General features: G+C 62.7%; 12 protein-coding genes, 3 pseudogenes and 1 other annotated feature. Of the genes and pseudogenes, 8 read left to right on the top strand and 7 right to left on the bottom strand.

The window, feature by feature from the left end:
* Positions 1 to 347 precede the first annotated feature (347 nt).
* The 6 genes and pseudogenes from WS91_RS24020 to WS91_RS24000 form a co-directional block, all read left to right on the top strand.
* Complete coding sequence (locus WS91_RS24020; protein WP_082717326.1) at positions 348 to 1,775, top strand: amino acid permease; 1,428 nt, start codon at positions 348 to 350, stop codon at positions 1,773 to 1,775.
* Positions 1,775 to 3,007 carry an NAD(P)/FAD-dependent oxidoreductase gene (locus WS91_RS24015; protein WP_059577673.1) on the top strand — a complete coding sequence of 411 codons (1,233 nt, stop codon included), beginning with the start codon at positions 1,775 to 1,777 and terminating at the stop codon, positions 3,005 to 3,007. Before WS91_RS24020 ends, WS91_RS24015 begins: the two co-directional genes overlap by 1 nt.
* A 35-nt stretch (positions 3,008 to 3,042) precedes the next feature.
* The gene (locus WS91_RS24010; protein ID WP_059671178.1) at positions 3,043 to 4,191 is read left to right on the top strand and encodes a branched-chain amino acid ABC transporter substrate-binding protein; all 1,149 of its coding nucleotides are present in this window, start codon (positions 3,043 to 3,045) and stop codon (positions 4,189 to 4,191) included.
* A 33-nt stretch (positions 4,192 to 4,224) separates the two neighbouring features.
* A complete protein-coding gene (locus WS91_RS24005; protein ID WP_059671177.1) occupies positions 4,225 to 5,604 on the top strand; it encodes an ethanolamine ammonia-lyase subunit EutB in 1,380 nt (459 codons plus the stop codon).
* A pseudogene (locus WS91_RS34395) lies at positions 5,601 to 5,819 on the top strand (ethanolamine ammonia-lyase light chain EutC); the annotation flags it as partial. The gene WS91_RS24005 and the pseudogene WS91_RS34395, both read left to right, overlap by 4 nt.
* 105 nt (positions 5,820 to 5,924) lie before the next feature.
* Positions 5,925 to 6,119, top strand: a pseudogene (locus WS91_RS24000) (IS110 family transposase); the annotation flags it as partial.
* Positions 6,089 to 6,211, bottom strand: a sequence feature (AL1L pseudoknot). (Overlaps the previous pseudogene by 31 nt.)
* Here the strand turns inward: WS91_RS24000 and WS91_RS23995 are convergent.
* Positions 6,110 to 6,488, bottom strand: a pseudogene (locus tag WS91_RS23995) (transposase); the annotation flags it as partial. (Overlaps the previous feature by 102 nt.) The pseudogenes WS91_RS24000 and WS91_RS23995 overlap by 10 nt on opposite strands.
* A gap of 355 nt (positions 6,489 to 6,843) precedes the next feature.
* Here WS91_RS23995 and WS91_RS23990 point away from each other — a divergent pair.
* Complete coding sequence (locus WS91_RS23990; RefSeq protein WP_059577698.1) at positions 6,844 to 8,511, top strand: sensor histidine kinase; 1,668 nt, start codon at positions 6,844 to 6,846, stop codon at positions 8,509 to 8,511.
* Positions 8,508 to 9,221, top strand: a complete 714-nt coding sequence (gene btsR, locus WS91_RS23985; RefSeq protein WP_059577701.1) for a two-component system response regulator BtsR — start codon at positions 8,508 to 8,510, stop codon at positions 9,219 to 9,221. Before WS91_RS23990 ends, btsR begins: the two co-directional genes overlap by 4 nt.
* Before the next feature lie 63 nt (positions 9,222 to 9,284).
* On the opposite strand, the gene WS91_RS23980 is transcribed toward btsR, so the two are convergent.
* The 6 genes from WS91_RS23980 to WS91_RS23955 all read right to left on the bottom strand — a co-directional run bounded on the left by WS91_RS23980 (position 9,285) and on the right by WS91_RS23955 (position 18,670).
* The gene (locus tag WS91_RS23980; RefSeq protein WP_082758313.1) at positions 9,285 to 10,205 is read right to left on the bottom strand and encodes a formate/nitrite transporter family protein; all 921 of its coding nucleotides are present in this window, start codon (positions 10,203 to 10,205) and stop codon (positions 9,285 to 9,287) included.
* 21 nt (positions 10,206 to 10,226) lie between these two features.
* Positions 10,227 to 12,368 (bottom strand): phosphate acetyltransferase, encoded by a 2,142-nt coding sequence (gene pta / locus WS91_RS23975; RefSeq protein WP_059671175.1) that lies wholly within the window; start codon positions 12,366 to 12,368, stop codon positions 10,227 to 10,229.
* 2 nt (positions 12,369 to 12,370) lie between these two features.
* On the bottom strand, positions 12,371 to 13,633 hold the full coding sequence (locus WS91_RS23970) for an acetate/propionate family kinase (protein WP_082717322.1): 1,263 nt from the start codon (positions 13,631 to 13,633) through the stop codon (positions 12,371 to 12,373).
* A gap of 29 nt (positions 13,634 to 13,662) precedes the next feature.
* Complete coding sequence (gene pflA / locus WS91_RS23965) at positions 13,663 to 14,466, bottom strand: pyruvate formate-lyase-activating protein (protein WP_082717323.1); 804 nt, start codon at positions 14,464 to 14,466, stop codon at positions 13,663 to 13,665.
* 87 nt (positions 14,467 to 14,553) lie between these two features.
* Entirely contained in the window at positions 14,554 to 16,809 is a 2,256-nt protein-coding gene (gene pflB / locus WS91_RS23960; RefSeq protein WP_059577712.1) for a formate C-acetyltransferase, read from the bottom strand.
* Between the two features lie 49 nt (positions 16,810 to 16,858).
* Entirely contained in the window at positions 16,859 to 18,670 is a 1,812-nt protein-coding gene (locus WS91_RS23955) for a carbon starvation CstA family protein (RefSeq protein WP_059671174.1), read from the bottom strand.
* Between the last annotated feature and the right edge of the window lie 405 nt (positions 18,671 to 19,075).

Below are 19,075 nucleotides of genomic sequence, written 5' to 3'. Positions count from 1 at the left end.
CTATCGTTCGCCCGCACAAATCTCGCCACGCAGTGCACGGCATACGTCCATGGAACAGATACTAAACCCTTTATCGGGTCGTGAATCAAGGACTCACCCGCCATCCGGCGACAAAGAGCGCTGCGGCATCGGGGAAAACACCTAAGTCCACACAAAGGCAAATCAATTGCGCACAAAAAATCTTTGTGTGAGTATAAGCCCATCGTTTGTACGGCGCCAGCTCAGCGGTGCGATCCCGAACTGTAGTACAGGAGGAGACGCTTGTGGCAGATCGACAGCCCACCACCACCCCAGAGACGCCCGACACGGCCCATCTCGGCACGGCGCTCAGAAAACGCCACGTGACGATGATTTCGCTCGGCGGGATCATCGGCGCCGGCCTCTTTGTCGGCAGCAGCGCCACGATCAGCGCGATGGGACCTGCCGCGTGCCTGTCGTATCTGCTCGCCGGCGTCGTTGTGCTGTTCGTGATGCGCATGCTCGGCGAAATGGCGATCGCCACGCCCGGCATCGGCTCGTTCACCGAATACACGCGCATCGGCCTCGGCAACTGGGCCGGCTTCACCAACGGCTGGCTCTACTGGTACTTCTGGGTGATCGTCGTCGCCGTCGAGGCGGTGGCGGGCGCCGGCATCCTGCAGCGCTGGATACCGGCCCCGGTCTGGGCGATCGGCCTCGTGCTGCTCTCCGTGATCACCGCCATCAATCTGCTGTCGGTGAAGTCGTACGGCGAGTTCGAGTACTGGTTCGCGTCGATCAAGGTCGCGGCGATCATCGTGTTCATCGTCGTCGGCGCGAGCTATCTGTTCGGCTTCTCGTCGTGGCATCAGACGGCGCAGCATCTCGCCAGCGACCGCGGCTTCTTGCCGTTCGGCATGATGTCGATCTTCGCGAGCGTGCCGACCGTGATCTTCGCGGTCGGCGGTGCCGAAATCGCGACGATCGCCGCCGCCGAATCGGACGACCCGAGCAAGAACGTCGCCGCGATGACGCGCTCGGTGATCCTGCGTGTGATCACGTTCTATGTCGGCTCGATGTTCGTGATCGCCTGCATCGTGCCGTGGGCGTCGATCAAGGTCGGCTACTCGCCGTTCGTCGCCGCGCTGGAGACGATGCACATCCCCTGCGCCGCCGACATGATGAACGCGATCGTGCTGGTGGCCGTGCTGTCGGCGCTGAATTCGGGGCTCTACGTGTCGTCGCGCATCATGTTCCGGCTTGCCGAACGCGGCGACGCACCGCATGCGGTCCTCAAGCTATCGCCGAACAAAGTACCGAGCCTCGCGGTGCTGCTCTCGAGCGTGGTCGGCTATGTCGCGATCGTCGCGGCGATCGTCTCGCCGCAGGGCGTGTTCCTATATCTCGTCAACGCGTCCGGCGCGATCATGCTCTTCGTGTATCTCGCGATCGCGGTCTCGCAGATCGTCATCCGGCGGCGCATCGAGGCGAGCGCGCCCGAGCGCCTGACGCTCAAGATGTGGCTGTTTCCGTGGCTCTCCTATGCCGTGGTCGCGGCGATTGCCGGCGTGCTGATCGCGATGGGCTTCGACCATTCGCTCGCGAGCCAGTTGATGGCGAGCCTTGGCAGCGTCGCGGTCGTGTCGGTCGCTTTCGTTCTCACGCGCAAACAGCGCGAACGTGCCGCCGGGGCAATAGGCCACGAGCCTATCGCCTCCAGCGGTGCCACACCGCATGCCCATCGGCGCAATACCTCGTCGCGCCGCGACGCACGCCGCCGCGCGTTCCCGGCCCCTGCCGCAGACTGGAAAAAATAATGGCCGACGTCGCTGTCCTTGGTGCGGGATTCATCGGGTTGTCGAGCGCGTACTGGCTGATGCGCGACGGCCACCGGGTGACGCTCTACGACGCGCTCGGCCCCGGTGAAGCCACGTCGTACGGCAACGCGGGCACGTTCGCGAACTACGCGTGCATCCCCGTCAACAACCCGGACGTGTTCCGCAACCTGCCGCGATTCCTGTTCTCGGCGACGAGCCCGCTCAGGATTCGCTGGGGCTACGTGCCGCACCTCGCACCGTGGCTCGCACGTTTTCTGCTGAACGCGACTCCCAAGCGTTACGAGCACAGCGCGAAAGCGCTGGCGAGCCTGCTGAGGTGCGCGTTCGAGGGGTATCGGGAGATGCTTTCGATCGATGGATTGTCGAGCTTCGTGCGCGAACGCGAATGCCTGTACCTGTACTCGAACGCAGACTCGTTCCAGTCGGCGCAACCGTCACTCGCCTTACGCCGTTCGCTCGGCGTGCGATTCGAAAACTTCGAGCGCGACGGCATTCGCGAACTCGAACCGAACCTCGCGCCGATCTTCGCGCACGGCACGATGTTCAACGACAGCTGGTTCCTGAGCGACCCGCGCGGCTTCTTGCAGGTGCTGTATGAATCGATGGTGCGCCAAGGGCTGCAGCACGAGCGCACCGCGGTCCGCTCGCTCGAGCCGCAGAAGAGCGGCGTACGCATCGTCGACGAAGCCGGCCGCGTGCACGGCGCCGAGCACGCGATCGTCTGCACGGGCGCGCTGTCGGGCCGCTTCGCACGCCAATGCGGCGACCGTGTGCCGCTCGATACCGAGCGCGGCTATCACGTGCGCTTTCCCGGCACGTCGTCGCTGATCTCCCGCCCGTGCGGCTGGGCCGAGCGCGGCTTCTACATGGTGCCGATGGACGGCGGCATCCGCGCGGCGGGCACCGTCGAGCTCGGCGGATTTGGACCACAGAAGAACCCGGAGCTGCTGAACCTGATTACGACTTCCGCGCAGGAAGCGTTGCCGGGCCTGCATCAACCGGACAGCAATTGGCTCGGCTTCAGGCCGAGCTTGCCCGACGGCTTGCCGGTCGTCGGAGCGTCGAGCGCCTCGCCGCGCGTTGTCTACGCGTTCGGGCATCAGCACTTGGGCGTCACGCTGGGCGGCGTGACAGGCAGCATCGTCGCCGACCTGATCGCCGGCCGCATGCCTCCCATCGATCTCGAGCCTTATAGCCCGCGTCGCTTTTAACCACCGCAACTGTCTGCACAAACGAGGACGGAATCATGAAACGCCGAAACGTGGTAGTCGCACTAGCACTTGCACTCCTATGCGCGCATGCGCCGTCATATGGTGCGGAACCAGAGATCGTGAAGATCGGATTCGCCGGTCCGTTGACGGGGCCTGTCGCCCGCGTCGGCAAGGATCTGCAAAACGGCGCGCAGCTCGCGCTCGACGAGGAAAATGCGAAGAACCCGACGATCGGCGGCAAGCCGGTCAAGTTCGTGCTCGATGTGCAGGATGATCAGGCTGACCCGCGCGTCGCGGTCCAGATCGCGCAGAAGATGATCGATGACGGCGTGGTCGGTGTCATCGGCCACTACAACTCGGGCTGCAGCATTCCGGCGTCGGCCGTCTACCATAAAGCAAATATCGCAATGATCACGCCGGGCTCGACCAATCCGGTGCTGACTCACCAGGGGTTCACCAACGTATTCCGCACGATGGGCCACGACGGCATCGGCGGCGTGATCGCGGGCCAGTTCGCGGTCCAGCAGTTGAAGGCGAAGCGCATCGGCATTATCGATGACCGCACCGCATTCGGCCAAGGTCTCGCCGACGCCTTTGAAAAAGGCGCCAAAGAAGCGAACGGCAATGTCGTCGACCGCGAGTTCACGAACGACAAGGCGGTTGATTTCCGTGCGATCTTGACCACGCTGAAGCAGAAGAATGTCGACATGATCTTTTTTGGCGGGCTCGACGAACAAGGGGCGATGCTCGTCAAGCAGATGCGCTCGCTCGGCATGCCGGCGCGCTTGTTCGGCGCCGGAGCGTTGAAGAGCAATGCATTTCTGCAGATCGCCGGCACGGCGGGCGAAGGCACGCGGGATCTGGAGCCGGGCCCGGCGCTCGACAAGCTCCCTGCCGCACAGGAATTCGCGAAGCGCTACAAGGCGCACTTCAACGAGGACGTCGAGCTGTATGCGCCGTTCGCTTATGACGCGGCGCTAGCAATGCACAAGGCGATCCATGACGCCGATTCGCTCGATCGCGCGAAGATCGTCGCGGCCTTCCCGAAGGTGACCTTCACGGGCGTGACAGGCAAGATTGCGTTCGATCCGCAAGGCGATCTGATCAAGCCGCCTTACACCCTGTTCGAAGTCCAGCAGGGGCAATGGAAGAGCCAAAGGACCGTCGGCGGCAACGGCGTCTAGAGCTTTCCGATATCCGCCGGCGAGATCGCAGAAATGAACTTTCGTGAAACCATCGGCGCGCGCACCTATCGTTTTGATGGCCTCGCCGCGCTGCTTGCCAAAGCGAGCCCGCGCCGCTCCGGGGACGAGCTTGCCGGTTTCGCCGCCGCGTCGGAAGAGGAGCGCGTGGCGGCGAAACTGGCGCTTGCGCAGATGCCTCTCGCCGCCTTCCTGAACGAAGCGCTGATCTCTTATGAAAGCGACGAGGTTACGCGCCTCATCATCGATGCGCATTCGGCGGAGGCCTTCGCGGAGATCTCGCATCTCACGGTTGGTGACTTTCGCGACTGGCTGCTGGCCGATACCACCGATACGGCGGCGCTCGTGCGCATCAGCGCGGGGCTCACGCCCGAGATGGTCGCAGCGGTATCGAAGCTAATGCGCAACCAGGATCTGATTCTCGTCGCGCGCAAACGGCCCGTGATCACGCGCTTCAGGAACACGGTGGGATTGTCGGGCCATCTTTCGGTGCGCCTGCAGCCGAACCACCCGACTGACGACGTAAAGGGCATCGCGGCTTCGATGATTGATGGTCTGATGTATGGCTGCGGCGACGCCATGATCGGCATTAACCCGGCGTCTGACTCTCTCGCGGCGATCGCCGCGCTGTTGACGATGATGGACGAGTTCCGCCGCGCCTATGACGTCCCCACCCAGACCTGTGTGCTCACGCATGTGACGAACACCCTCGCCGCAATCGAGAAGGGCGCGCCCGTCGACCTGATCTTCCAGTCGATCGCGGGCACGGAGAAGGCGAACGGGAGCTTCGGCGTATCGCTGTCGCTGCTCGCCGAAGCGTACGACGCGGGGCTGTCGCTCAAGCGCGGTACGGTCGGCCAAAACCTGATGTACTTCGAGACCGGCCAGGGCAGCGCGCTGTCCGCGAACGCGCATCATGGCGTTGACCAGCAGACCTGCGAAGTGCGAGCGTACGCGGTCGCGCGGCACTTCAATCCGTTTCTCACGAATACGGTGGTCGGCTTCATCGGTCCCGAGTATCTGTATGACGGGAAACAGATCATCCGCGCCGGCCTGGAAGATCACTTCTGCGGCAAGCTGCTCGGGGTGCCGATGGGCTGCGACATTTGCTATACGAACCACGCGGAGGCCGACCAAGACGACATGGACACCCTGCTCACGCTGCTCGGCGCCGCCAATATCAACTTCATTATGGGCGTGCCTGGCGCCGACGACATCATGCTCAATTACCAGAGCACGTCTTTTCACGACGCGCTCTATATCCGGCGCCTGCTCGATCTAAAACGCGCGCCGGAGTTCGAGGACTGGCTCAGTGCAATGCAAATCACGGACAAACGCGGGCAGATTCAAGGGCAGTCGCGCAACCCGTTGCTGATCGACTGGATCGAATCATGACGGACGACGCCCTGGACGATAGCGGCGCACGGTCGATCGCCGCCAACCCGTGGAGCGCGTTGCGCCGATTCACCGATGCGCGGATTGCGCTCGGACGCGCGGGCGCCAGCATGCCTACCGCCCCTCTGCTTGCGTTCAACCTGTCTCACGCGCAAGCTCGGGACGCCGTTCACACGCCGCTCGATACTGCGGCGTTCAGGCGCGAACTCGAAAGCGAGCTAATGTCAAATGTAATGGAATGGACGCCCCCACCCGAAGCGGCATCAATGTGCCAAAGTGGAAGTGTCAAAGCAACCACCTGACCGAGGGGAGCGCCCATCATGAAGATTACGACGATTGGCATCGATCTGGCGAAGAATATTTTTGCCGTCCATGGTGTAAATGAGCATGGCCGAACCGTGCTGAAGAAAGTGCTCAAGCGAAATCACGTTGCGGAGTTCTTCGCCAACCTCCCCGCCTGTGTAATCGGGATGGAGGCGTGCGCCAGCGCGCACTACTGGGCTCGCAAACTGCAGATCGGCTCGACCCCGAAGGTGTCGCGATGCTGATCGATAAAGGCCTTCAGGACTTCAGGCGGCGGTCGAGCTCCGCCTGGGCGAAAAATGCGCTCGCTAGCTTCAGAATCTCATTGGCACGGCGCAGTTCCTTGTTCTCACGCTCCAGTGCCTTGAGGCGTTCACGTTCCGACGTGGTGACCCCCTCACGCTCGCCGCAATCGACTTCTTCTCGTTTGACCCACCCCAACAATGTCTGGCTCGTGCAGCCGATCTTGGGGGCGATGGATTCAATCGCCGCCCACTGTGACGGATACTCGTCGCGATGCTCGCGCACCTGCGGACTGCACGTTCTCGGACTTCAGCAGAAAACTTGTTCGACTTGTTCATGGCTCCATTCTCTCAAGAGTTGGAGCCTCCACCAAATCCGGTGCGGTTCACGATTACGCCGCCCCCAGATCGGCTCTAAAACGCCGCCCGCTGACATGCCTGGCTGGATTCCGATAATATCGACGCGAGGCTCACTGCCTGATTGGTCACAAAATTCGCCTCAGATCACTGTTTACATCCGTCGGAAAATGTCTCATTCTGTATTTCCAGGATGAAGAGGATGGTTTCGTCTCGCCGGGTTCCGATGGCCTGGTCGGCCTCTTCGCGCATCTCGCTCCCCGCACTGTAAAGCGAACGTAACCAAGCCCTTCGTCTGGCCATCGTGCTGTCGACCGACACCGCCCACTTGAGCTTTATGCTGATCGTCCAGACCTGCGTCTATCTGGTCATCGCGTACCTGTTCACCCGCACGCGGCTTTTCCTGCCGTTCATGCACGTGAGCATGCGCCTGCCGCATCGCATCGCTTGCTATGTGGTGTTCTCGCTCTTTTGCATCATGGGCACCTACCTCGGCTTCGACATCGACAACTCGATCGCCAACACGCGTGCGATCGGCGCGGTGCTCGGCGGTACGCTCGGCGGGCCCATCGTTGGCTTTGCGGTTGGGTTGACCGGCGGACTGCATCGCTACACGATCGGCGGACCGACTGCGTTCGCCTGCATGGTGTCTACGGTCGCCGAGGGGCTGATCGGCGGGCTCTACCATTTGTGGATGATCCGCCGCGGCCGGCTCAAGCGCCTCTTGCAGCCGATCGGCGTGGCGCTCGTCACGTTTGTCGCGGAGCTCGTTCAGATGGCCATCCTGCTGGTGATGGTGAAGCCCGGGAGCCTCGCTCACCAGCTCGTCGGCCACATCGCGGTGCCGATGCTGCTCGCCAACACACTCGGCGCTGGTATGTTCGTGAGCATCCTGCTCGACCGCCGCCAGGCGCTTGAGCGGCAGTCAAGCCTCTTCTCGGCGCGGGCGCTGAAGATCGCAGCGCGCGCCGAAGGCGCGTTGCGGGGCGGGCTCGACACGGCGAACGCGACGCGCGTAGCACGCATCGTCTATGAGGAAACCGGCGTCGGCGCCGTCACCATCACCGATCGCGATAAGGTGCTCGCCTTCATCGGTATCGGCGACGATCACCATCTCACGGGCACGCCGATCACGTCGCTGCAGACCATCGAGGCGATCGAGCGCAACGTCGTCGTCTACGCGGACGGCAACGAACTCGCCTACCAGTGCCCGATCTGTCCGACGACGTGCCCGCTCGGCGCCGCGCTCGTGATTCCGTTGCTTGGCGAAGAGGAGCGCGTGATCGGCACGATCATTCTTGCGGAACCCAAGACCAAGCTCTTCTCGACGATCAACCGCACGCTCGGTGAAGGGATCGCGCGCCTCTTGTCCGCGCAGATCCTCGCCGGCCGCTACGAAGACCAGAAGCAGATGTTGACGCAGTCGGAATTGAAGCTCCTGCAGGCGCAGATCAATCCACACTTCTTGTTCAACACGCTGAACACGCTCGCCGCCGTCATCGCCAAGGATCCCGAGCGCGCCCGCCAGCTCGTGCAGAACCTGTCGACGTTCTTCCGCAAGAATCTGAAGCGCCCGAGCGAGGAAGTGCCGCTCGAAGACGAGCTCGAGCACGTCGAGGCCTATCTCGAGATCGAAAAGGCGCGCTTTGCGGGCAAGCTCGACGTGCAGATCGACATCCCGCCCGAATTTTCCGGCGTGCGCCTGCCGGCCTTCTCGATCCAGCCGATCGTCGAAAACGCGATCAAGCATGGCACGTCACAATTGATCGGCAAGGGCGCGGTGTTCATCGCCGCCAGACGCGACGGCGATGATCTGCTCATCGAAGTGACCGACAATGCGGGGCTCTACGACGAGCACTTGCCATGTGGCGGACTCGGCATGAATCTCGTCGACAAGCGTCTCAGGAACAGCTTCGGCCCGGGCTACGGCACCACGGTAATGTGCGAAGACGACGTATGGACGCGCGTCACGCTGCGTATCCCGATGGAGAGCACAACGCTATGAACATCATCATCGTCGACGACGAAGCGCCGGCCCGCGACGAGCTGCGACGGCTCCTGGAAGCCTTCGAGGACGTGACGATCGTCGGTGAATGCGGGAACGCGGTCGAAGGGATCGCGGCAATCAACCGCCTCTCACCCGATGTCGTGTTCCTCGATGTCCAGATGCCGCGCGTGACGGGACTTGAAATGCTCACCATGCTCGACCCCGGGCGCAAGCCGAAGGTCGTGTTCCTGACGGCGCACGAGGAATACGCACTCAAGGCGTTCGAGGAGAACGCGTTCGACTATCTGCTGAAACCTGCCGACCACGAGCGGCTCGCGAAAACGATTGAACGCCTGCGCGAAGCGAGCCTCCCGCAGCCTGCGCTGTTCGATCCGAGCCAGATGCTCACGCAGATTCCGTGCTCGGGACAGGACCGCATCTATCTCGTGAAGGTGGCCGATATCGAGTACGTGATCTCGAAGGCGAGCGGCGCATTCGTGGGCGGCCGGGGGGGGCAGGAGCGCTTCACCGAGCTCACGCTGAAGACCTTGGAAGCGCGCACTTCGCTGATTCGCTGCCATCGGCAGGTACTGGTCAATCCGGAAGCCATTCGGGAGATCGTGTTTCAGCAAAACGGGCTTGCCGAGATTGTCACGTTCAGCGATCAGAAGATACCGGTCAGCCGCCGTTTTCTCGGGCCACTTAAGGCGCGGCTCGCGATTGTGTGAGGCCATTGTTTCGATGAAGACGTGCTCCATCCGGCCGCCGCGTCGCACGGCCCGGTCGATGCATCAATGACCGCGCTTTCTGCAAAACACGAACCAGTAGACCGCGCCGACGAGTAGCGCGCCACCGATCCAGTTACCCGCAGTGATCAGCGCGAGATTGCCGAGAAAGTGCTCGAGCGGAATCGGCGGTGCTGCTGCAACGGTCCCGTGACCGAGGTCGAGCCAGAACGACTGTGGCGCCCATTTCACAATCATCAGGCCGAATGGCACGAAGAACATGTCGGCTATGCAGTGCTCGAAGCCCGCGGCGACGAACATGGCAACCGGAAACGCGATAGCGAGCATCTTATCGGTGAGCGAGCGAGCCGCGAGCGACAACCAAACCGCAAGGCAGACCATCACGTTGCAGAGGATCGCGAGGAAGAATGCTTCCATCGGCACGTCGTTGGCCTTGGCCGACGCGAGCGCAAGCGCGCTTGCGCCGAACGCGCCATGGCCGATCTTGTAAGCGCCGCCCAGGAAGAGCAGCACGGCAGTGGCGACGGCCCCGATCCCGTTGCCGACCCAGACCGTCACCCAGACCCGGATCATCTCGCGAAAGCGCAGACGCTTGCTCGCCCAGGCCATCACCATCAGGCAATCGCCCGTGAAGAGCTGTGCGCCGCCACACATGATCAGCACGAGACCGAGCGAAAACACCACGCCGCCGACGAGCCGCGTGATCCCGAACGACATATAGCCGTTGGCTCCCGACATCGCGACGATCGCGAAAAAACCACCGAACGAGATGAACGCGCCGCCGAGAATGGCGAGCACAAAGAGCGTTGCGATGTCGTAGTGGGCCTTCTTGACGCCTAGGTCTTCGGCCGCGCGCGCGATCGCGGGCGGTGTAAGGGCATTGAAGAGCGGCACCTCTGCCGTGCGTTTCTCGGTGCCGGTTGCTGGGTCGGCAGCCCCCGCCGAAATTTCAGTTACTGGCTTCACAGCACTCCTCGCATTTGTAGATTAGGCGGCGACTGCGGCAGGGGCTGGCAGTACCGCGCTCCCGTCGCGAGCAGTTGCCTGGATGGCCGTCAGCGCGATCGTGTAGACGATATCGTCGACGAGCGCGCCACGCGACAAATCGTTCACCGGTTTGCGCAGCCCTTGCAGCATCGGGCCGACCGAGACGACGTTCGCCGAACGCTGCACCGCCTTGTAGGTCGTGTTGCCCGTGTTGAGGTCGGGGAAGATGCAGACGTTGGCACGTCCGGCAACCGGGCTGTCCGGCGCCTTTTGCCTGCCGACGCTCTCCACAGTAGCAGCGTCGTACTGCATCGGGCCGTCAATGATGAGATCGGGTCGGCGTTCGCGCACGAGCGCGGTCGCCTCGCGCACCTTCTCGACGTCGTCGCCGGAGCCCGACGAGCCCGTCGAGTAGGAGATCATCGCAATGCGCGGATCGATGCCGAAAGCCTTCGCGCTGTCGGCCGACTGGATCGCGATTTCAGCGAGCTCAACCGCGTTCGGATCGGGGTTGATCGCGCAGTCGCCGTAGACCAGCACCTGATCTGGCATCAGCATGAAGAACACGCTCGAAACGATGTTCGAGCCCGGCGCGGCCTTGATGAGCTGCAGCGCCGGGCGCACCGTGCTGGCCGTCGTGTGGACGGCGCCGGAAACCAGGCCGTCGACATCGCCCTCGGCCACCATCATCGTGCCGAGCACGACGGTGTCCTCCAACTGCTTCTGTGCCTGCAGCGCGTTTAGCCCCTTCGTACGGCGACGTTCGCACATCGGCTCTACATAGGTGTCACGGATGGTGTCCGGGTCGATGATTTCGACCGATTCCGGCAGCTCGATGCCGTGACCGGCGGCGACCGAGCGGATCGTTTCCGGTTCGCCGAGCAGTACCGGGCGGGCGATGCCCCTCTCGGCGCAGATGGCGGCAGCGGCGATCGTGCGCGGCTCGTCGCCCTCGGGAAGCACGATCCGACGGTTGGCAGCGCGGGCGCTGCCGACAAGACGGTGACGGAACACCGGCGGTGGCATCAGCATCTCGGCTGGCAAGGCCACGCGCGCCGCGAACGGCCGCGTATCGACCTTGCCCGCGATGAAGTCGAGCACGCGGTCCATGCGTACGGCGTCGTCGGCAGGCACATGGGTCGACAGGCTCGAAAGGCGGGCGGCGACCGTGAAGGTATCTTCGTCCGACAGCAGGATCGACAGGCGATCGAGCGGCGGCGCATCGAGCATATTCATCACCTCGCGGGACGGCTTGTCGCCGCAAGTGAGGAGCAGCCCCGCAAGCGGCATCCCGCGCAGCGCGGCGAGAGCGACGGCGAGAACCGCATCAGACCGGTCCGCGGGCGTGACCGCGAGCGTTCCGCTCTTCAGATGCGGGATCATCTTCTCCGGCGAGCGGGCCGCGACCACGAAGCTCTCGACACGCGCCGTTCCGATGTCACCGCGGCGGAGCACTTTCAGATTGAGAGCGTTGGCAACGTCGAGCGTGCGCGGCGCTGACAGGTGGTCGTTGGTCGGCACCGCAGCGAGGATCGGCACATTGCACGCCGAATCCGCGAGCTGCAGGCTACCCGCTTCACCGAGCGCGGCGGCACACGCTTCGCTACAGTGGTTGATCAGCAAGCCGGCAAGCGGCCGCCGGCCGCCGTTGCTGTATTGCTCGGTCGCCGCCGCAGCGATGGCGGCTAGTTCCGGCGTGGTACGCGTGCCTCCGGCCATCACGGGCACCAGATCGGCGCCCATTGAGCGGATCATTTCGATATTGAGGCGTGTCGCGATCTGAAAATCGACATCGGGAATCAAGCCTTCGACGACCATCACGTGACAGCCTTTGCGCGCGCTTTCGACGATAGCGACGACCTCCTCCATTAGGCCGGCGAGTTGTCCCGAGCGCACCATTTCGGCAGCGCGGGCAAACGTGATCGGCGCGGGCGTCGTGGTGCCGCACAGGGTGCGTGCGAAGTGGGGGGACAGATCGCAATCGTTCGTCGCCGCCTCGGGCTGGGAGATAGGCTTGACGAAACCGACGCGCACGCCGGCGAGCTGCAGCGCCCGGACGAGGCCTAGGGTCATCGATGTGAGGCCGGTGTGGCTCGATACCGGAACGAGGTAGTAAGTGCGGGGAAGAGTCGGGAGATTCATGGTTATTGTTCCAGGGCCAGCGGGCGGCGAGTAGTCTTGCAGACGTTCGTGGTTGTGTCGCGCGTTGCCCTGGCGATTCGGGTCGCCTCGCGGGCGATCATCCCTTCTTCATCGGTCGGGATGACCCAGGCCTGTGGGGTGCTGCCGGAATCGATGCGGCCGCACTGGCCGCGCACGGCAAGCCCGTTTGCTGCTTCGTCGAGCACGAAGCCGAACACTTTCAGACGCTCGAGCGTCTTCGCGCGCATACGGACCGAATTCTCGCCGATGCCGCCCGTGAACACGAGCACGTCGAAGCGCGGCAGCGAGGTTGCGAGTGCGCCGATGTAGCAGGCAAGCCGGTGGACGAACACATCGAGCGCAAGCTGCGCGCCTTCGTGCCCGTCAGCCGCCGCGGTCTCGAGGTCGCGGCAGTCGCTTGACAGTTCGGATAGTCCGAGCAGGCCGCTATTCTTGTTGAGCAGCGCTTCCATGTCGGCGAAATCGGAGCCGGTGATGCTGGCGATCTTTGCGACCGCGCCGAAGTCGATGTCGCCCGAACGCGTGCCCATCACGAGGCCTTCGAGCGGTGTGAGGCCCATCGACGTGTCGACGCTCTTGCCGTTTACGACAGCCGTCGCCGACGCGCCGTTGCCGAGGTGGGCGACGACGACACCATGGTTTTCTGGATCGAGCCCGGCGAGGTGCACCACCTCGCCCGACACGTAGCGGTGTGAGGTGCCGTGAAAGCCGTAGCGGCGGATGCCGTGTTCACGATAGAGGCGCTGTGGCACGGCGTACGCGTACGCGGCCTTCGGCATGGTCTGGTGGAACGCAGTGTCGAACACGGCCACTTGCGGCACGAACGGCAATTCTTCGAGGCACGTGTGGATGCCGAGCAGGTTGGCCGGGTTGTGCAGCGGCGCGAGGCCGGACACCCCCTCGATATCTCGAATCACCTCTGGCGTGATCAGCACGGACTCGGTGAAGCGCTCGCCACCATGCACGACACGATGGCCGACGACGGCCACACGGTCGAGCAGATCCGCGTCGTCGAAACGGTCCATCAGCACTTCCAGCGCCCGGCTATGGGCGGCACCGCTGGCAAGTTGCACCGTGGTTTTCTCGCACTCTTTCTTGATGATGAGCCGCGCATCGTCTTGGCCGAGACATTCCGCGATACCGGAGACGAGCGGTTCGCCGCCGTGTGTTGGCAGGACCGTGAATTTCAGCGACGAGGAGCCGCAGTTGATGACTAGAACAAGGTCGAGCGGATGATTGGACATGACGGTATGTTGATTCAGTAGATCGGCTCTCAAACCGCCGAGAGTTGGCGGGAGTGGAAAATTTCGATGGCGGCCGCGACCTGCTCAGACGTGGGGGTCGGCGTGTCGGCTAGCACGTACTCGCGGTCGAGCTGTTCCCATTTGTGAGCGCCTAGTTGGTGAAAAGGCAGGACGTCGACCCGTTCGACGAGAGGGCCCAGACTGGCAAGAAAATCGGCGTGGCGGGCGATATCGCCGGCGTCATCGGTCAGGCCGGGCACCAGCACATAGCGAATCCAGATCGGCTTCCCCAGGCGTACGAGGCGTTGGGCGAAGTCGAGCGTCGGAGCAAGCTCGCAGCTCGTGATCTTGCGATAGCGCTCCGGATTAATGTGCTTGATGTCGAGCAGCACCAGATCGACGGCGTCGAACCAACTGCTGTTGACATTGCGGGCCAGATAGCCTTGCGTGTCGAGCGCGGTGTGAAGACCGTACTCGTTATGCAGGCGGGAAAGCAAAGCACCGACAAACTCTGGCTGCATCAGCGGCTCACCGCCGGAAACCGTCACGCCGCCTGCCATCTTTAGGAACGGGATATAGGGACGGATTTCGGCGATAGCTTTGTCGACTGTCACGGGACGGCCCGACGAGCGCTTCCACGTGTCTGGGTTGTGGCAATAGACGCAGCGGAACGGGCACCCTGCCAAGAAGAATACAAAGCGCATGCCCGGGCCGTCAGTGGCTGCGCCACTTTCCACCGAATGCAGATAGCCGGTCGGACCGTTGATTTTCGCGACCCCGGCCGACGGTACGCAGAGCGGATGTTGGCACGAAGTCTCAATGGCGGCTGTCATGATGTTTATATGAACGTCGTTGCATGGCGCTTGCCTCGTTGGCCGCCGGGACTTCCCGGCGGCCGCTGTCGCCACTCGATTTCAGGATTACAGCGATGCGTGGAACGTCCGCGAGATCACATCGAGCTGCTGCTCACGCGTGAGCTTGATGAAGTTCACGGCATAACCGGAGACGCGCACCGTCAGTTGCGGATACTTTTCCGGATGGCTCATCGCGTCGACCAGCGTGTCGCGATTGAATACGTTCACGTTAACGTGGTGGCCGCCTGCGCTGGTGTAGGCGTCGAGGCACTTCGCGAGGTTGCCTTGGCGTTCGCCGCCGGTGCGGCCAAGCGCATCGGGTGTGGCCGAGGCCGTCCACGAGATGCCGTCGAGTGCGCTTGCATATGGCAGCTTCGCTACCGACGCGCCCGCTGCGACGAAACCCTTCTTGTCGCGGCCGTTCATCGGGTTCGCACCCGGCGAGAATGGTTCGCCCGCGCGTCGTCCGTCCGGCGTGTTGCCGGTCTTCTTGCCATATACGACGTTCGACGTAATCGTCAGCACCGATTGGGTCGGCATTGCGTTGCGGTAGAAGTACGGCTGGCTCGCGACCTTCTTCATGAAGGCCTCGGTGAGCCACACGGCGATACTGTCGGCGCGATCGTCGTTGTTGCCGTAGGCCGGATATTCACCTTCGAGCGCGTAATCGACGGCCAGCCCCAATCCATTGCGCACGACCCGCACCTTCGCGTGCTTGATGGCCGAGAGGCTATCCGCCGCCACCGACAGGCCTGCGATGCCACACGCCATCGTGCGCAGGATGTCGCGATCGTGCAGCGCCATCTCGATGCGCTCGTATGCGTACTTGTCGTGCATGTAGTGGATCGAGTTGAGCGCCTTGACATAGGTCTTGGCGAGCCAATCCATCATCGGGTCGAGCTTGGCCATTACTTCGTCGTAGTCGAGCACGTCGCCGTTGATCGGCTCGAAGCCCTCGGCCACCTTCACTCCGCTTTTTTCGTCGATGCCGCCGTTGATCGCGTAGAGCAATGCCTTCGCGAGATTGGCGCGCGCCCCGAAGAACTGCATCTGTTTGCCGATGCGCATCGCCGACACGCAGCAGGCGATCCCGTAGTCGTCGCCCCAGCGAGGACGCATGATGTCGTCGTTTTCGTACTGGATTGACGAAGTCTCGATCGACACCTTCGCGCAGAAGTCCTTGAAGCCTTCCGGCAGCTTGCCCGACCACAGCACAGTGAGATTCGGTTCCGGTGCCGGGCCAAGGTTGAACAGCGTGTTCAGGATCCGGAAGCTCGATTTCGTGACGAGCGTGCGGCCGTCTTCGCCCATGCCGCCGATCGATTCTGTCACCCAGGTCGGGTCGCCCGAAAACAGCTGATCGTATTCAGGCGTGCGTAGGAAACGCACGATGCGCAGTTTGATGACGAGGTCGTCGAAGAGCTCCTGCGCTTGCTGCTCGGTCAGGATGCCGCGCTCGAAGTCGCGCAGTATATAGATGTCGAGGAAGGTCGAGATTCGGCCAATCGACATCGCCGCACCGTTCTGCTCCTTCACGGCGGCGAGATAGCCGAAGTAGGTCCATTGGATCGCTTCCCGTGCGTTGATCGCCGGACGCGAGATGTCGTAGCCGTACTTGGCGGCCATTTCCCTCAGCTCGTCGAGCGCGCGATATTGCTCCGAAAGCTCTTCGCGCAGGCGCAGCACATCGTCATTGAAGACGGCGTCGTCCAGCTGGTGATACACGCGCTGGCGGTCCGCGCGCAGGAAATCGGTGCCGTACAGCGCGACGCGGCGATAGTCGCCGATAATGCGGCCGCGGCCGTAGGCGTCGGGCAAGCCCGTGATGATGCCCGACTTGCGTGCGGCCAGGATTTCCGGCGAGTACGTGTCGAAGACGCCCTGGTTATGGCTCTTGCGGTACTTAGTCCACACCTCCTTGACCGACGGATCGATCTTGAAGCCGAAGGCCTCGAGGCCGTTTTCCACCATCCGCAGGCCGCCGTTCGGCATGATCGCGCGCTTGAGCGGCGCGTCGGTCTGCAGGCCGACGATCAACTCGGTCTCGCGGTCGATATAACCGGCATCATGCGCGGTGATCGACGAGGCGCGATCGGCCGAGACGTCGAGCACACCCTTTGCGCGCTCTTTCTTTAGCGGCTCGGCGAGCTTTGCCCAGAGCGCCTTGGTACGTTCCGTCGAACCGGCGAGGAACGAGTCGTCGCCTTGATAGGGTACATAGTTGGCCAGGATGAAGCCGCGCACGTCGACAGATGTCTGCCACGGACCCCCGACAAAGCCTGCCCACGGTTCTACGCTCTGGGTCTTCGACATCATGTTCATTATTCAACTCCGTTAATTGCGAAAAGTCAGGAACAGCGCTTCAATTCGTTCATTCAACTTTGGTTAGCGAGGCCGTCGCGCTCATCACCGTGGCGCGCTTGTCGACAAGCGACTTCCAGCGCAGGACCGCGGATCCGATGATCACGACGCCGAGTACCACCATCACGACCGTCAGGAGTCCATTGAAGAGGCTATAACCCTTCGATGCGTTGTTGAAGTACACGTTGGCAGCCATCCAGTAGGCGGCATAGTTCACTGTCACGTAGAGATAGGCCAGCGGAATCAGGCACGTGAGCATGTAACTCCTCTTGACCGACAGGCGCAGGATGATCGTGGCGCCGATGGCAAGGCCGATGGAAGCCATCATCTGGTTCGACACACCGAACAGCGACCACACCGAGTTGATGTCGCCGGACATCAACATGTAGCCCCATGCGGCACAGGCGACGAGGCTCGCGCCCACGGCGCCGGGCACCCAGTCGAGCTTCTTAAGCGGTGCGTAGAAGTCGCCGCCGAGGTCCTGCAGCAGATAGCGGGCGACGCGCGTGCCGGAGTCGACGGCAGTGAGGATGAACACCGCTTCGAACATCACGACGAACTGGAAGAAGTACGCAGCGAGCTGGCTGAACCAGGGCACCTTCGTGAAGATTTCGGTCATGCCGACCGCGAGCGTCACCGCGCCGCCAGTGCGGCCGTAGAGATCGAGGCCGATTTCGCTCGACAGGCGCGGCAGGTCGACGACTGTCATGCCGAGCGTGTGGAACGCGGCGGGTGCTGCGTTAATGGCAAAGTAGTCGGCCGGTTGCAGCGAGATCGCGGCGATCAGTGCCATCACGCCGACCAGGCACTCGGCCAGCATGCCGCCGAACGCGACGGGAAGGATGTCGCTCCACTTGTCGATAAGTTTCGGAGTCGTACCTGAACCGATGAAGGCATGGAAGCCCGAGATCGCACCGCAGGCGATCGTGATCGAGATGAACGGCCACACCGGACCGGAGAGCACCGGGCCGCCGCCGGCAATGAACTTCGTGACAGCTGGGAAATGCACCGCCGGGTTGATGAAGACAACGCCGATAACAAGCGCGCCGAACACGCCGATTTTCATGAAGCTGGAGAGATAGCCGCGCGGCGTGAGCAGCAGCCACACCGGCAGGGCTGAGGCAAAGAATGCATAGATCGGCAGGATCAGCGAGATGGTGTGCGCGTTGAGCGTGAGCCAGTTGCCGAGGGCTGTGCCCTGAATATGGGGACCGGCGAGCACCGAGGCTGCGATCGCCGCGATGCCGACCCAAGTCGCGATCTTCGATGAGCCGAAGCATTTTTCGAACACGCCGAGCGCAATGGCGATCGGCACCGTCATGAATACGGCGAACGTGCCCCAGGCGTTGCGTTCAAGCGCGTGCACGACGACGATGGACAGCCCCGCCATCGTGATTGTGATGATGGAGAGCATTGCGAGACCGGTACACCAGCCGGCGATGGGGCCCAGTTCCGCTTTTGCGACTTCGGAAAGCGACTTGCCCTGGTATTTCATCGACGCGAAGAGCACAACCGTGTCGTGCACCGCACCGCCGATCACACAGCCAACCAGCAGCCAGACGAGACCGGGCAGATAGCCGAACTGCGCAGCGAGCACCGGGCCCACGAGCGGGCCGGCAGCGGCGATGGCCGCGAAGTGTTGGCCCGCGTTGACCCACTTCTTGGTGGGGACGTAGTTTTTGCCGTCGGCGAGGGCATGGGACGGCGTTACCTCGCTGTCGTCGGCGGCAAGCACCTTGCGGACAAAGAAAATGCCATAGAAGCGGTAGGTGATCATCAAGATACATGCCGTCGCTATGACGATGTATAAGGCGTGGGACATTTGCGTTCCTCCGATTCGACTGATGCTTCATGGACTTTATATAGCTGAAGGGGGCACCAGTCAGCGCCTATTTGGCGACCGGTCGAATGCGGGCGCGAGCGGCAATAGAGGCGATTGAGCGGTGCTGTAAAAACGACCGCAGGCCCTTCTCGATGTCCGGCTGGAGTTTGTAAAAAACCGCCGCATCCCGACCCAAGCTGCTGATTTGAAGGCGAAATCGATGAGATGGGCAAGTGGAAGCGACGAGCCGCGACGCATGGCGATAGCGATGCCGTTTGACATCCCGGACGGCTTGTGATGGTAGGTTTCTCCCAGGGTGGCGCCTTTACGTCGCCCATGAGGTGGCTCGATTACGCCGTCCCCAGATTGGCGCTGTAACGCCGCCCGCTGACCCCAATAAATTGC

The organism is Burkholderia sp. MSMB1498, from assembly GCF_001526245.1.
GTDB lineage: Bacteria > Pseudomonadota > Gammaproteobacteria > Burkholderiales > Burkholderiaceae > Burkholderia > Burkholderia savannae.
This window is presented reverse-complemented; position numbering and strand designations above follow the sequence as displayed.